Below are 13,791 nucleotides of genomic sequence, written 5' to 3' on the forward strand. Positions count from 1 at the left end.
AGACTGGTCAAACAATCTCGCAAAAAAACATACCGTTTCACGCACTCCCGCATGTTTCCCAATAAGCGTGATCTCCTGCACTCGTCTTTGTGGCAACCATCCTCCGGATCCCGTGATAGAATGCAGGAAACGCCCGGAAGGATCCGCTCGCCGAGCGACAAAGGAGCAACCGGCAAAAAGGAGAATCGTCCGCGTATCCGTCACAATTCCATCAGGTTCAGGAGGCTGAACGCTCGTGAAAGAACAGAAAGGCCACACGACAATCATTCTGATCCGCCACGGAGAATGCGCCGGAAACCGGGAGGGGCTCTTCCGGGGAAGAAGGGATTTCCCTCTGAACGAAACTGGGCAAGCACAGGCAAAAGCGCTTGCCCGAGAGATGATGTCCTTCGCTCCAAAGTACATCTACACCAGCCCGCTCTCTCGGGCGACGGAAACCGCCGAAGCCATAGCTCACTCCTGCGGGGCTCTCGTAGACGTGCGGGAGGGGTTCAACAACATGGCTCTCGGACCGTGGGAGGGTGCCCCCAAGGAAACCATCCGCGAGAACTTCCCTGTCGAATGGGAATTGTGGCTGACAAACCCCGAACGGCTTCGCATTACCGGCGCGGAACGCCTTGCGGATGTGCAGAGGAGAGCCTTTTCCAACCTGGAACACCTGGTGCACCTGCATAAGGGAGACACCATCGCCATCGTCACCCACCGAGCGGTCCTTAAACCACTTCTCGCCGCAGCGCTTGGAATCGCCGAGCCTTATTTCTGGAGAATTCATACGGATACCGCCTCGTACAGTCTCCTCACTCACGACCTTCGGAGGGGATATTGCTGCACCCTACTCAATCAAACCAGACATCTCGCGGAGTATATCTCCGAATGGGTGTGAGCGCGAACGCATCATCGATGCATCCCAAATCACCCGTCCCCCGCAAGCGATCCGTCTCCGCCCCGACCGGTCCCGTTCCGCGGCCCCTGGTGTTTTGGGTCGATGCTTCACTCTTGACCTTGCCCAGCGCACCGACTAAGATGAACCGGGCGCGCCGCTGCCCCTCATCTTTCGACAGAAATTCTGTCGCCCGGGAGTTTTGGTCATGATCCGTAGGACAGTAGTTTCGCGCTTCCGGCGCCCTTTTGTGCCGTGTTAGAGTGGGTCGTGTTTTTGGAAGCGACTTCGGGAAACCGTCTCGGCTCGCTGAGGAGCGCTCGAGATCTTCTGGTGGCCTCGGGTTTTGAAATTCAGAAGACGAGCGGTGTCTACGAGATAGATTTCTCTGAAACGCCCCGCCTTTTGGCATTGGGTGTGTGTCTTCTCGTAACCGCCCCGGAGGAAGCAGAAGCACATTTTTCCGCTCTCGACCGGGCAGTCCGCGGTTTGCCCTGCGCCCCGAAATGTTCCATTTTGGCCTCGTCGGACAGGGAAGGCTTCTTGATCCGTTCCGCCGGAAAGGGCTCTTTTCCACGTATCCCCTTCCTTGAGGTTCTTCCCGAATGGTTGCCGACAGCGGACGTTCCGGAACGAAGTCCCGGCAATCCCCCCGAACCGGAAGATCCCGTTTTCATCTCGTTTCTCTGACGGCGACAAAAGCCTGCGATCCTTCAGGGGGTATGTCATGCAGCAGTGTATCCGTCGTTTCACCACGGCACTTCTCGTTTTTCTCGGAACATTCCTCTCCGTGCTTCCCGCATATGCCGTGGGAAGCACGACACGAGTTCTCTCAATTCCGGAGTATCCCTTCAGGATCGTCTTCACCGAGAAGGACGGACGCATTGTAAAAGCCTTTTTCCGAGCACCGGGCCACCTCAGGCGTCTTCCTGAGGTGGAAGGACTTCGTTATTCCGCCCAGCATCTGACCGTGTGGCACGCAGACCTGGACTGGAGACGGGATGTCTTGTGGCGTTTGAGCTTCGTCGATCCGGAAAACCAGGCGAAAGGACAGTTCCTGTGGTTCGGCGCGCTCTCCGGCTCCTCTCAATTCTGGCTCGTCGCGAGCCCCGCAGGAACGAGCCTGTGGGACACTCTTCCATTGAAAATCATGGCACCACTGGGAACATCCCTCTACGTCTCTCCCTCCACACCGGCCTATCAGGCCACCGGCGAAAGCACGGAAGGCCCATCCCTTTCCTTCATCTACACGATCTCACTTACCGAGAACGGCCCCTGTTTCGTCAACGTACCCGATGTGTACCAGCAACTCCTTCCCGTGACAACCCTCGTCGCATCCCATGAGACCGACAAGAGCAGACGGAAGGCCTATTCGCTTCTTCTCCAGGATTTCGAAGCACTGGCAAAGAGCGAACAAGTCTCTTTGGAAAGCATCATGAACCTCTCCTGGAAGCAGCTTCTCACCGGACGATGGAATCCTTGAATCACATCTGCCCCTGCCCGATCCTGTAAGGGGTAGGGGCACCCTGCCTCCACGCCGGTTGCGTTTGCATCGACAATCCAGGCCGTGAAAAACAAGGGCTCACGCGTTTCGCTCGTTACGTCTCCGGCTCGGACGTTCATTCTCCCGGGAAGTCCGCTTCGATGTTCCCGAGCCACGGGACATGTACCCCCGATCCTGACGCCGCTCCCCGCCTTCGGAAGATCTCGGCCCACTCTTCCGGATGTCCCCCGACTCGAAACGACCGCGCTCGCCCGGGGCGTGCTTCTCGCCCCTCCGGGAAACACCCTCTTCGGTCCGTTTCATTCCTCTCGCTTTAAATTCAGAAGGACCACGGTTTTCTTTCCGCTCCGGCAGACCACTTCCCGAATCGGCACGAGGAGCGCGCGAAGAAAAATCCTTCCGCGAGGACCTCTCCGCACCGCTTCTTTCTTTCGCAAAACTCTCGCCCTCGCGAGGCTGCCTTCCGAATCGGGACGAAGTCCTTTCCTCCCGGGCATCTTTTTCAGCAGAGGACATTCCTCCGGACCGCCCGCCCGAACGATTCCGGGGGGAAAATCGACCGGACACCCCAGACCTTTCCCGTTCCGTCTTTCCAAATTTGCCCGATTCGCCGCGAAAACGCCCCTCAATCGCACGTCTTTCGCCTTTCTCGGACATCTCTTCCACATCCCGCCGCCTACCCTGCGGCGCTTCGGCGGAATTTCTCACTTCCCGGCGTCCCGAACGCCGGTTTCCCACACTGTCGAGGGAGACACGAGGAGCGCCACCGTGCTGTTTTACGGGGGGCATCTCGCGGGAAGTTCCTGCCGGAGAAGGAGTACTTTCCCGCCCCCGCAGCTGACCACACGCACCACGAACATCTCCTCCGCGTTCGCGGCGTAGTTCCGCGTTGACTCCCCAGGCGCGCAGGTGATCCCTGAAACGCTCCGCCCGCTCGCGAGGAGGGCGTTCGAAATTGCCCGCTCCGGAATTGTAGGGAATAAGGTTCACATAGACCTTGAGATCGCCGATCCACGCCGCCAGCTCCTCCGCGTGGGCGGGAGAATCGTTCACGTCCCGGAGCAACATGTATTCGAGGGTAATGCGATCCCCTAAAACTCGCTGATAACGGAGCAGTGCCTTTCGCAACAATGCAAGAGGATACTTTTGGTTCAGCGGCATCAGGCGGGAGCGAAGGGAATCGTTCGCCGCATGCAGAGACACGGAGAGTCCGACTCCGAGTGATTCCGACGCAAGGGCGTCGATACCTGGAACGACACCGGCGGTGGAAATGGTGATGTGCCGCTGCCCCAGTCCCCGCATATGAGGATCCCTGAGCATGCGGATACTTCGAAAAACCTGCTCTGTATTGAGAAGCGGCTCACCCATGCCCATGTACACCACGTTCTGAATCGGCCCTTTCTGATGCGCCTCGATGGCAAGGACCTGGGTGAGCATTTCTCCTGCGGAAAGGTTCCGCACGAATCCTTCCTGGCCGGTAACGCAGAAGCTGCAGGCCAAAGGACATCCCACCTGAGAGGAAAGGCAGGCCGTAGTGTGTTGAGGATGCCGCAGGAAGACCGACTCGATTCGCTCCCCATCCTCAAGCCGCCACAGATATTTCAGAGTTCCGTCAAGAGGGGACATCTCCGCTTTTTCCAGCACGGGCATGGTGAAACGAACGAGAGCGTTCAGCTTTCCCCGCAATTCCTTCGAGAGATTCGTCATTTCCTCAAAGGTGAACACGCGCTTTTTGTAGATCCAGTCGCAAATTTGCCCCGCCCGATAGTCGGGCTCGCCCATTTCGTCCCGCAGGAGCGAAACCCATTCCTCGAAATCCAGTTCCAGGGCATGCAGACGGTCCATAACACATTCCTCCCTCATTTTTCGACGAAAGAAGGACCCTCTGAGGGTCCCTCTTTCGTCCACTCTCGTTCCGTGTTTCGGGCCACCTTGTCCGTCAGGAGTTTCTCGGCAATGGCGACAAAGCGGCACGAACTCCCGAAGGAGTCTGCAAAAGCTCCGGATACAACGGAAATGCCTCGCTCAGCTCCTTGATCTCTTTCCGGACGGCGATTCGCAATGATTCATCTTCGGGAGCGGAAAGCACCCTGTCGACGATCTCCGCGATCCGTTCCATCTCCGCCTCACCCATACCCCGAGTGGTCACCGCCGCCGTTCCAAGACGAACACCACTCGTCACGAAGGGTTTTTCCTTATCGAAGGGGATCATGTTCTTGTTCACCGTGATGCCTGCATCTTCCAAAAGCTTCTCCGCATCCCTTCCCGTCACATTTCGGGAACCTTTGACATCAACGAGAATAAGGTGATTGTCGGTGCCGCCGGAGACGATGCGGAACCCTCGCTCGCCAAGGGCGGCGCAAAGCTTCTTCGCGTTTGCCACGACACCGGCCGCATACGTTCGGAATTCGTCGGTGGCTGCCATTTTGAAGCAAAGGGCTTTCGCCGCGATGGCGTGCATGAAAGGACCGCCCTGCGTCCCTGGAAAGACGGAACGATCCAGCTCTTGAGCGTATTTTGTCTTGCAGAGGATGAGTGCTCCCCGAGGTCCCCGGAGTGTTTTATGGGTCGTCGTGGTGACGAAATCCGCGTGGGGCACCGGACTCGGATGAACTTTTCCCGCGACAAGACCGGCGATGTGAGCCATGTCAACCATGAAGACCGCTCCCACTTCGGCGGCAATGGTCGCAAAGCGGGAAAAATCGATGAAGCGGGGATAGGCGCTCGCTCCGGCGACGATCACCCGAGGGCGATGTTCCTTCGCGAGACGTTCCACCGCTTCGTAGTCAATGGTCTCCGTCTCTGGAGAAACGCCATATCCGACGATACGATAGAGCTTCCCAGTGAAGTTCAACGGGTGTCCATGAGACAGATGCCCGCCCTGATCCAGACTCATGGCCAGCATGGTGTCTCCGGGGTTCATGAAGGTAAAAAAGGCGGACATGTTCGCCTGCGTCCCCGAATGGGGTTGCACGTTCGCATGTTCGGCGCCGAAGAGATCACAGGCCCTGCGTATGGCCACCTCTTCGACGGTTTCCACGAACTCGCAGCCACCGTAATATTTCTTGTGCGGATATCCTTCTGCATATTTGTTCGTCAGTATCGATCCCTGGGCTTCGAGAATCGCCAACGGAACAAAATTCTCCGACGCAATGAGTTCAATGCCATCCCGCTGTCGAGCGAATTCCGACGACACCAGACCGTAGATCTCAGGGTCCACCTCCGCCATTCCGGCTCTCATGAACCACTCCACGTCGTTCCCTCCTTCATGTTTTCCGATTTTCCGACATCTTTTTCGGTCCGACATCTTTTTCGGTCCGACCTCTTTCCCCTTGAATCATACCCTAAAATGAACCAAAGGGAGTAGATCAGGACAGCCTTCTCCACAGACACGCCCCCGAAACATCTCTTTCGGGGGACTCGAAGGGCGAAGAATGCAAAGGGGGGAGCGTGCCCTTCGTGACCGCTTCCCTACAAAAAAAGAGCTCCGGCCGGAATCGCCGAAGCTCCTTGTGTACCAAGTGGTGGAGCTGAGGGGAATTGAACCCCTGACCTCTTCCATGCCAAGGAAGCGCGCTCCCGCTGCGCCACAGCCCCACTCGCGGAACGAAGCACATTATAGGGAGCCCGAGGAATTCTGTCAACCGGCACTTGTTTCAAAGCAACCGCCGGCCGTCGCCGGAAAGCCGAACGTCTTGACAGACCCGGATCTTTCCTCTTACCTCTCCCCGGAAGGGGAAAGACACGCTATACTCGCAGCAGGAACGATTTTCTTTTCGAAAGGGGACATGGGGCATGCCACGGGGACAGACGCAGAAAATCACGTGCTTCTTTTTTCTTGCACTGACCGGTCTTTTTCTTTCCCCGACTTGCTGCGCCGCAGTCACGAGAGGTGACGTGGTACAGATTGTCGTGGATGCCTTGGGGCTCCCCCTCTGGGGAGGGAAAGAACGTTTCGCCGATGTCCCCTCTACCCACCCCCGGGCAAAGGCCATCGAAACGGCGTCGGCCCTGGGTATTCTTTTACCGGGGGACCGATTTCACCCCGACATCGAAGCGACACGAGCGGAAGCGCTGGGCTTCGCCTTTCTCGCCATGGGATGGCGCCGGGAGGGTGAACTCGTCCGCACCTTCGCCACCGATCTCGACGCCGAACTCCCTCCGCACTTTGCCGCTTTCGTCAAGATCGGCCGCTCCATGACCGTTCCTCCACCGGAAGAGTTCCTTTCCGAGGCAAAGAAAAACTGTACTCCCGGCGACGCAGACCTTCTCGCCGCATGGCTCCGAGAGTGCAAGCGCCGTCGTGTCGTCTGGCAAGAGACCTTTCCCGGAGAGACGGGGGATCTTGTCGTGCATCGGGAAAATGTGGGGTCTCCTCCCGGCGCGTGGGCCGTTGCCGTGGAAGAGTTTCCTGAGAAGGGCCCCGCCGAGGCGTGCGCCAGAGAGCTTCGTTCCGCAGGCCATACCGCTCTGATAGTGGAGAACGCCTCGTCCTGGTCGGTTCGGACCGGTCCCTACACCCATTATCTTCAGGCATGGAAGGCCGCCGTCTCCCTGCCGAAACGATTCAACCCCACGGTGATTCCCCACGGCGGCAGCGCGAGCAATGCCCTGTTCTGGGCAGCCATCGTCGGATCTCCGGAACGTCTCGCCCCTCGCATTGTTCCGGCTCCGCTTCTCGGGGCAAAACGGCTTCCCCTTTCGCGCCTCGCCGACGGTTTTGGCGGCGAAGGTGGCATCAATGGAGGCTATTTCGACGGCTCCGTTCCCATAGGGAGTCTCCTCGTGGAAGGAGTCCCTGTCGCACTTGCCCACGGAAACAGATCCGCCGTGGGGTGGAACCGTTCCGGTGATGTGCATTTCGGAAACGGGGCCTACCGGGCATGGGTCCTCGCGGGAGCGCAGTCTCTTCCCGTGAGCAAGCTCAACGGCGAGGTACCGCCGGAAAGTGCCGGCCTTTTCACGGCACCTTCCGGCGCTTTCGCGAACGTGGGGGACGGGCTGAAGATCCACATACGAAATGGTGTCATGACCTGGCGTTCCTTCGCCCAGGGAATACACCCCGTTCCGGGGGACGGTTTTCTTCTTGTGGTGCGAGGGGCACTTCAAAAACGCATGATGGAGTTTCCTCTCCAAACACCCGCGGAACTCCAGATCACGTGGCAGGATGGTACGATGGAAAGGATGGATTTCGTCCTCCAGGCCGGACCACTGTTGCTCCTGGAGGGACAACCGGCTCTCGGCAATGAAGGACTCCCGCCATCCCTCACCGCACTCCGTCATCCCAGAACCCTCGTGGGTTACGACGGCAAACACATGTGGTGGATGGTCGTGGATGGAAGAAACTCCTGGAGAAGCACCGGAGTGACTCTCGAAGAGGCAAAACGCCTGGCTGCCGCTGCCGGCCTGACCCACGCGTTGAATCTGGACGGAGGCGGCTCAAGCACCCTCTGGTGGCGGGGCAAGCTCATCAACACGCCTTCGGATGGACAGGAACGCTCTCTGCCTTACGCTGTCGTTCTCGGATCGAACATGCCCTACCGCTAGGAAAGGGTATTCACTTCCACCGTCGGGCAATATGTCTCCAGGATGTTCCGAATCACGCACTCCTGGTCGCGATCGAAGAGAACCTTGATGCCCGTTACACTCTCCCTGCGTTCAAAGAAACACATCATCTGGTTTCTCCGAAACGCCAATGTGACATGGGCAACATCCTTCCATGCGAGAATCTGGGAATTGCTTCCCATCCAGGATTTGCTTTCCCGCACAAGCCCCTCGGGAGAGAGGAATATCCTTTTTTTGAAACCGCTGAAATAAAGAAGCGCTCCACCCACTATAAGGTAGGGGAAAAACCGATTGAATCCCGTTTCCAGCGTGGCACTGAGATAGAGACGCAACCCGTCGGCGAGCAGAAAAAGCCCGACCGCGAAGGAAACCACACGCATCCACCTAGGATGTTGCCCCGTCTTCGAAAGACAGAGAATCTCCATTCCATCCACACCTCCGACGAAACGACAGGGAGGAGCGAACGTTCTTCGCTCCTCCCACTTTTTCGATCTATCGCCCGGTTCCGTTATGACGCGGCTTTTTCTTCCTCTTTTTTCCAGAACACACCGATGCCCATATAGGTCATGGCGATCGCCACGAGGGGATTGATGTAGTTCAAGAACGCATAGGGAGCGTACTCGAGGGTGGGAACGCCAAGCACACCGCTGTTGTAAGCACCGCAGGTATTCCACGGAATGAGGACCGACACGAGGGTTCCTGCATCCTCCAGGGAACGGGAGAGCATACGCGGATGTAGTCCTTTTTCCTCGAAGGCCGTCTTGAACATCCGTCCCGGCATAACGATGGAAAGATACTGGTCGCCGAGAAAGAGGTTCGAGATGAAGCAGGAGATGATAACGGAGGTAACCAGTCCCCCCACGCTCTTGACGCTCTTCAAGATGGCGTGGAGAAGAACCTCGAGAAAACCGCAGCGTTCCATGATACCACCGAAGGAAAGCGCCGCGAGAATGAGGGAGATGGTCCACATCATGGAATCCAATCCACCCCGGGTGAGCAGCTCCGAGAGCATGCTTCCCGCATCTTTCACGAGTTCCGGCGTCATTCCCGCTATGCTGTGATCCGCCATAAGCTGCGCCACCGCTTCGAAAGCCTCCGTTCCGGCGATTTCCGCGGAGAGCGTCGCTTCATAGCCATAGTGCAGCGCACCAACGATGTCGGCAAGACCGAATCCCTGAGAGAAAGACATACCGCAGGCAAAGATGATTCCGGCGAAGAGACCCGGAAGAGCGGGAATCTTGGCAACGGCCATACCGATGACGATGAGAGGCGGAACGAGACCGAGAAGACTGATGGAGAACTCACTCTTCATGACCGCCTGAATGGCGTCGATTTTGCCCGCATCGAGACTGCCACCCGCGTATTTCATGCCGAACAAGATCGTGATGACCGTGACGATAAGATAGGTGGGACCGGTGGTCCAGACCATGGCCCGGATGTGACTGAATAGGTCCGTTCCGGCAACTGCGGGAGCAAGGTTTGTCGTGTCCGAAAGAGGGGACATTTTGTCCCCGAAATAGGCACCGGAGATGACCACGCCGGCGGTAAGGGGAGCAGGAATGCCGAGCCCCGCACCGACTCCCATGAGGGCGATACCCACGGTGCCGGACGTTCCCCAGGAGGTTCCCGTGGCAAGACTTACCACAGAACAGATGAGCAGCGTAGCGAAGAGAAAGACTTTTGGAGAGAGGATGTCGAGACCGTAATAAATGAGACTCGGGACAACGCCGCTTTGGATCCAGGAACCGATGACGAGGCCCACCATCATGAGGATCACAATTGCCTGAAGGGCCATGGTAATCCCCTGAAGCATTCCTTCTTCAATGATCTTCCAGGGATATTTGAGTCCGAAACATCCCCAGAGAGCAACGAGAACGCCTGAGGTGATGATGGGGATATGCGCATCCACGCCGAGCTTAAGAACACCGTAACTGATGATGCCCGCACAAACAAGAAGGATGATCAATGCTTCTGCAAACGTGGGTTTGCGACCTTCCTGAGATGTCATTGGAGCAGATTCCCCCTTCCGTCTCAAGAACTACACCCAAAGAACGCCCGTCTTTCCGTTCCTTTTCAACTTCAACTCCGCCCCGGATACCACCTCCATTCCACCTTTTCCGACATTTCAATCAAAAGTATACGCGGTTCTCCAAACCTGTCCAGCAATTTCTGGTTCCATTTCATGCTCATGCCTTTACTTAAGTACAAAAAAGGGGGCCTTTTCGGCCCCCGACTTATTTCTCACCGTGCTGGAATATTGCCCAAGTCCATAAGCACCATCTCATCCATGGAAATATTAGCCTTCTGTCGAACACGTTCCATTTCTCTCTGAAGATAAACGTCCCGGAGATCCTCTCGCACCCGATCCTCCGCTTCCTCGAAAGAGAGAAGGTGCCCCTCTCTTCGCTGGAGAAGACGAAAAACCACATACCCTTCTTCGGTGGAAATCGGCCCGCCAGTTGTTCCAGGCGAGGCACGGAAAATCTCTTCGACGATCCCCTGCGGCAACGCATCCCTCCGGAGCCAATCGGTGTCCACGCAGCACACTCCACTGGAATTGTCTTCTCCTCGCGGAAGAGACGGAAGCGACTCACCGAGAAGATCCAGGAGCATCCGGTTCGCCCTGTTCTCGTCGGGAGCGACGCACCAGCGGAGCCGCACGGCATCTTCCTCCGCATAACGCTTCGCATGCGCTTCGTACTGGGCTCGGAGCGCCGCCTCGGAAAAATCCCACTCTTTCCGGAGTTCCGCCAGATACGCCTGACCGAGAATACCAATGGCACTCCACTTGAGAAACACCGCCACATCGGGACGCAAACGCAACCCCCGGAGTGTCGCCTCTCGGGCCAGCAAAAGCCAGTCCGCGAGACTTTCGATGTACGCCCTTCTCTCTTCCGCGGACATGCGAGAGAGAAGGACCCCCGAGAGGGCATCGCTTCCCTCGGTGTGCTGACGGAGAAGTGCAAGGACCTCCTCTTCCTCGATGGTCTCGTCTCCAACCACGGCAACGGTCCGACCCCAGGCCATTCCTGCGAAGACAAGACACCCGACCAACAGGACGAATCCCAACGACAGCCGAACCTTTCCCCCCACGCGAGTTCCCCCTTCTGCTTCGGACATGGAGCAAGGCCGCTTCCGGAAACAGGCGGAAACGACACTGTGCCGCGGTCATGCTAACAGAACTCGGAAGAAAAGTCACGGCATTCCCGCTCTTTTCGCGAACCGGACCGACTCCTTTTCCGTGTCACCTCCGGAGTTCCGCCGCCTCCTGATCCGAAGGGAAAAACACGTCGTTTTCCTCTCCGAAAGAAAAACGGAGTTCCTTTTCGTGAATGTGTACTGAGACCTCGCTTCCCTGCTCGATGCGCCCCTCCAAAAGCAAGTCCGCCAGGTGATCCTCCACCATGCGCTGAATGGTTCTGCGCAGAGGACGAGCACCAAACTTGGGGTCGAATCCCTTCTCCAGAAGGAGGGACTTCGCCTCCTCTGAAACGACGAGTGACACACCCTGTTCTTTGAGCCGGCTGTGGAGATCCTGGAGCATGATTCCAACGATCTGCAGAAGCTCCTCCTTCTCGAGGGGACGAAAGACCACCATCTCGTCCACGCGATTGAGGAATTCGGGCCGGAAGGTTCGTTTCACCGCATCGAGAATCTGCCCTCGGGTTCGAGTCCAGTCAGCGGCAGCCTCCATGTCCGGAGCGGCAAAACCGAGTCCTTTTCCTTTGACGACGTTCTCGGCCCCCACATTGCTGGTCATGATGACCACAGCGTTGCGGAAATCCACACTGTGCCCCTGACCATCCGTGAGCCGTCCATCCTCCATGATCTGGAGCAGAATGTTGAACACGTCGTGATGCGCCTTTTCGATCTCGTCGAAAAGGACCACCGAATAGGGACGACGCCGGATGGCCTCGCTGAGTTTGCCCCCCTCCTCGAAACCCACGTATCCGGGAGGAGCTCCGATGAGTTTCGCCACCTCGTGACGTTCCATGAACTCGCTCATGTCAAGACGAATCATGGCATCCTCGCTGCCGAAGAGGAATTCCGCCAGAGCCCGGGCCAGTTCGGTCTTTCCCACTCCCGTGGGGCCAAGAAAGAGAAAACTGCCCACGGGGCGCCTCGGATCCTTCAAGCCGCTTCGAGCCCTGCGAATTGCCCTTGCGATGGCGCTCACGGCCTCGCTTTGATTGATGAGACGTCGGTGGATCTCTTCCTCCATGCGGAGCAGCCGGGCCGCTTCTTCCTCGGTCATCTGCACGACGGGGATTCCCGTCCACTCCGAGACGATCTGGGCGATCTCGTTCGCGTCGACCACGGGCTCCTCCTGGTTTCGGGAGACCTGCCAGTTCTTCCGGGCTGTCTCGAGTTCCTCCGAGAGCATCCGCTCCTCATCCCGAAGCCGGGCGGCCTTTTCGAATTCCTGACCAACCACGGCGGCCTCCTTTTCTTTTCGGATCGTTTCGAAGCGGCGCTCCAGTTCCTTGATCGCCTCAGGAGCTTCCATGGTCCTCAGGCGAGCCTTCGCCGCGGCTTCGTCGATGCAGTCGATGGCCTTGTCGGGAAGAAACCGGTCCGTGATGTACCGTGCGGAGAGCCTGGCCGCCGCCTCGATGGCCCCATCGGTGATCTTCGCCCGATGATGTGCCTCGTAACGATCCCGGAGGCCCTTGAGAATGGCGATGGCATCCTCGAGACCAGGCTCGTCGACGAGAACCGATTGGAAACGGCGTTCCAGGGCGGCATCCTTCTCGATGTGCTTTCGATATTCGTTGAGCGTCGTGGCACCGATGACCTGAAATTCCCCCCGGGCGAGACTCGGCTTGAGGATGTTCGCCGCATCCACCGCACCTTCCGCCCCTCCCGCACCGACGAGGGTGTGTACCTCGTCGATGAAGAGGATCACGTCCTTGACTTCCCGGAGTTCCTTCACGAGTTTGCGCATGCGTTCCTCGAACTCTCCCCGGTACTTCGTTCCCGCCACCAGATTGGCTACGTTGAGGAGAACCACTCGCTTGTCCCGCAGCACTTCGGGAACGTCCCCGGAAGCGATCTTCTGGGCAAGCCCCTCCACGATGGCGGTCTTGCCCACTCCGGGATCACCGATGAGAACAGGATTGTTCTTCGTTCGACGCGAGAGGATCTGGATGACCCTTCGAATCTCCTTGCTCCTGCCGATGACCGGATCCAGTTCACCACGGACGGCCATTTCACTGAGATCGATCCCTAACTGATCGAGCGTAGGCGCCTTCGAGCGACCGCGTTTCTGTCCGGTCGCCTGTCCCTCGCCGCCGCTCTCCTGGCCAGTATCGTTTCCGGAAACGGCACCGATCACCTCCTGCTGGAGTTTCGCAAGATCGACTCCCATGCTCGTCAGAACCTGGGCGGCAATCCCCTCGCCTTCGGAGATGAGTCCCAAAAGAATGTGCTCGGTCCCGACGTAGTTCACGCCCATGTTCCTGGCCTCACGCATGGCGAGGTCGAGCACCCTCTTCCCCCGAGGGCTCAGCGGGAGGTCCACCGGCCTGTTTTTGGGAATACCCCTCCCCACCACATCCTCGATGCGCCGACGTACCTCATCGAGTTCAACTCCGAAAGCGTGCAGCACCTGGGCCGCAACTCCTTCTCCCTCCACAAGCAATCCGAGCAGAACATGTTCCGTACCGATGACGTCATGCCCCATGCTCAGCGCCTCGCGGTGGGCCAATTGCACAACTTTTTTCCCACGTTCCGTGAAGAACTGCCACATGGATGGTTTCCTCCTCTGTCCCCGCAATGGCTGCGATTCCTGTGCCATATTTCGCAACCGAACGGTCAATTCAAGCCGGGGAACGCTTCCCGC

9 protein-coding genes and 1 tRNA gene are annotated in these 13,791 nt (G+C 57.9%); 3 read left to right on the forward strand and 7 right to left on the reverse strand.

The window, feature by feature from the left end; genetic code table 11:
* Positions 1-235 precede the first annotated feature (235 nt).
* Positions 236-883 carry a histidine phosphatase family protein gene (locus K349_RS0108125; protein WP_029165355.1) on the forward strand — a complete coding sequence of 216 codons (648 nt, stop codon included), beginning with the start codon at positions 236-238 and terminating at the stop codon, positions 881-883.
* A gap of 724 nt (positions 884-1,607) precedes the next feature.
* On the forward strand, positions 1,608-2,363 hold the full coding sequence (locus tag K349_RS17990; RefSeq protein ID WP_029165357.1) for a hypothetical protein: 756 nt from the start codon (positions 1,608-1,610) through the stop codon (positions 2,361-2,363).
* 99 nt (positions 2,364-2,462) lie between these two features.
* Here the strand turns inward: K349_RS17990 and rlmN are convergent, their stop codons facing one another.
* From rlmN to K349_RS0108150, 3 genes are all read right to left on the reverse strand, one after another.
* Positions 2,463-4,229, reverse strand: a complete 1,767-nt coding sequence (gene rlmN, locus K349_RS18685; RefSeq protein WP_029165358.1) for a dual-specificity RNA methyltransferase RlmN — start codon at positions 4,227-4,229, stop codon at positions 2,463-2,465.
* 94 nt (positions 4,230-4,323) lie between these two features.
* Positions 4,324-5,613, reverse strand: coding sequence for a serine hydroxymethyltransferase (locus tag K349_RS0108145; RefSeq protein ID WP_274703387.1), 1,290 nt, complete (start codon positions 5,611-5,613; stop codon positions 4,324-4,326).
* Between the two features lie 293 nt (positions 5,614-5,906).
* A tRNA-Ala gene (locus tag K349_RS0108150) sits at positions 5,907-5,981 on the reverse strand.
* A gap of 300 nt (positions 5,982-6,281) precedes the next feature.
* Between K349_RS0108150 and K349_RS17995 the strand changes: the two genes are divergently transcribed.
* On the forward strand, positions 6,282-7,931 hold the full coding sequence (locus K349_RS17995) for a phosphodiester glycosidase family protein (protein ID WP_169731324.1): 1,650 nt from the start codon (positions 6,282-6,284) through the stop codon (positions 7,929-7,931).
* Here the strand turns inward: K349_RS17995 and K349_RS0108160 are convergent.
* The 4 genes from K349_RS0108160 to K349_RS0108175 all read right to left on the reverse strand — a co-directional run bounded on the left by K349_RS0108160 (position 7,928) and on the right by K349_RS0108175 (position 13,698).
* Positions 7,928-8,374: a hypothetical protein gene (locus K349_RS0108160; protein WP_029165361.1), complete on the reverse strand. Its 447-nt coding sequence runs from the start codon at positions 8,372-8,374 to the stop codon at positions 7,928-7,930. The two genes, K349_RS17995 and K349_RS0108160, sit on opposite strands and share 4 nt — an antisense overlap.
* A gap of 83 nt (positions 8,375-8,457) precedes the next feature.
* Positions 8,458-9,957, reverse strand: coding sequence for a Na+/H+ antiporter NhaC (nhaC, locus tag K349_RS0108165; protein WP_029165362.1), 1,500 nt, complete (start codon positions 9,955-9,957; stop codon positions 8,458-8,460).
* Between the two features lie 233 nt (positions 9,958-10,190).
* Positions 10,191-11,042: a peptidyl-prolyl cis-trans isomerase gene (locus K349_RS0108170; RefSeq protein WP_169731325.1), complete on the reverse strand. Its 852-nt coding sequence runs from the start codon at positions 11,040-11,042 to the stop codon at positions 10,191-10,193.
* A 151-nt stretch (positions 11,043-11,193) separates the two neighbouring features.
* Positions 11,194-13,698, reverse strand: a complete 2,505-nt coding sequence (locus K349_RS0108175) for an ATP-dependent Clp protease ATP-binding subunit (RefSeq protein WP_029165364.1) — start codon at positions 13,696-13,698, stop codon at positions 11,194-11,196.
* Between the last annotated feature and the right edge of the window lie 93 nt (positions 13,699-13,791).

It is taken from the genome of Aminiphilus circumscriptus DSM 16581 (genome assembly GCF_000526375.1).
GTDB classification, from domain to species: domain Bacteria; phylum Synergistota; class Synergistia; order Synergistales; family Aminiphilaceae; genus Aminiphilus; species Aminiphilus circumscriptus.

Excerpts from the sequence above, each read along its gene's own strand:
- rlmN (WP_029165358.1), bottom strand. The coding sequence starts at position 4,229 with ATGGACCGTCTGCATGCCCTGGAACTGGATTTCGAGGAATGGGTTTCG.
- nhaC (WP_029165362.1), bottom strand. The coding sequence starts at position 9,957 with ATGACATCTCAGGAAGGTCGCAAACCCACGTTTGCAGAAGCATTGATC.
- K349_RS0108145 (WP_274703387.1), bottom strand. The coding sequence starts at position 5,613 with ATGGCGGAGGTGGACCCTGAGATCTACGGTCTGGTGTCGTCGGAATTC.
- K349_RS0108175 (WP_029165364.1), bottom strand. The coding sequence starts at position 13,698 with ATGTGGCAGTTCTTCACGGAACGTGGGAAAAAAGTTGTGCAATTGGCC.
- K349_RS0108160 (WP_029165361.1), bottom strand. The coding sequence starts at position 8,374 with ATGGAGATTCTCTGTCTTTCGAAGACGGGGCAACATCCTAGGTGGATG.
- K349_RS17990 (WP_029165357.1), top strand. The coding sequence starts at position 1,608 with ATGCAGCAGTGTATCCGTCGTTTCACCACGGCACTTCTCGTTTTTCTC.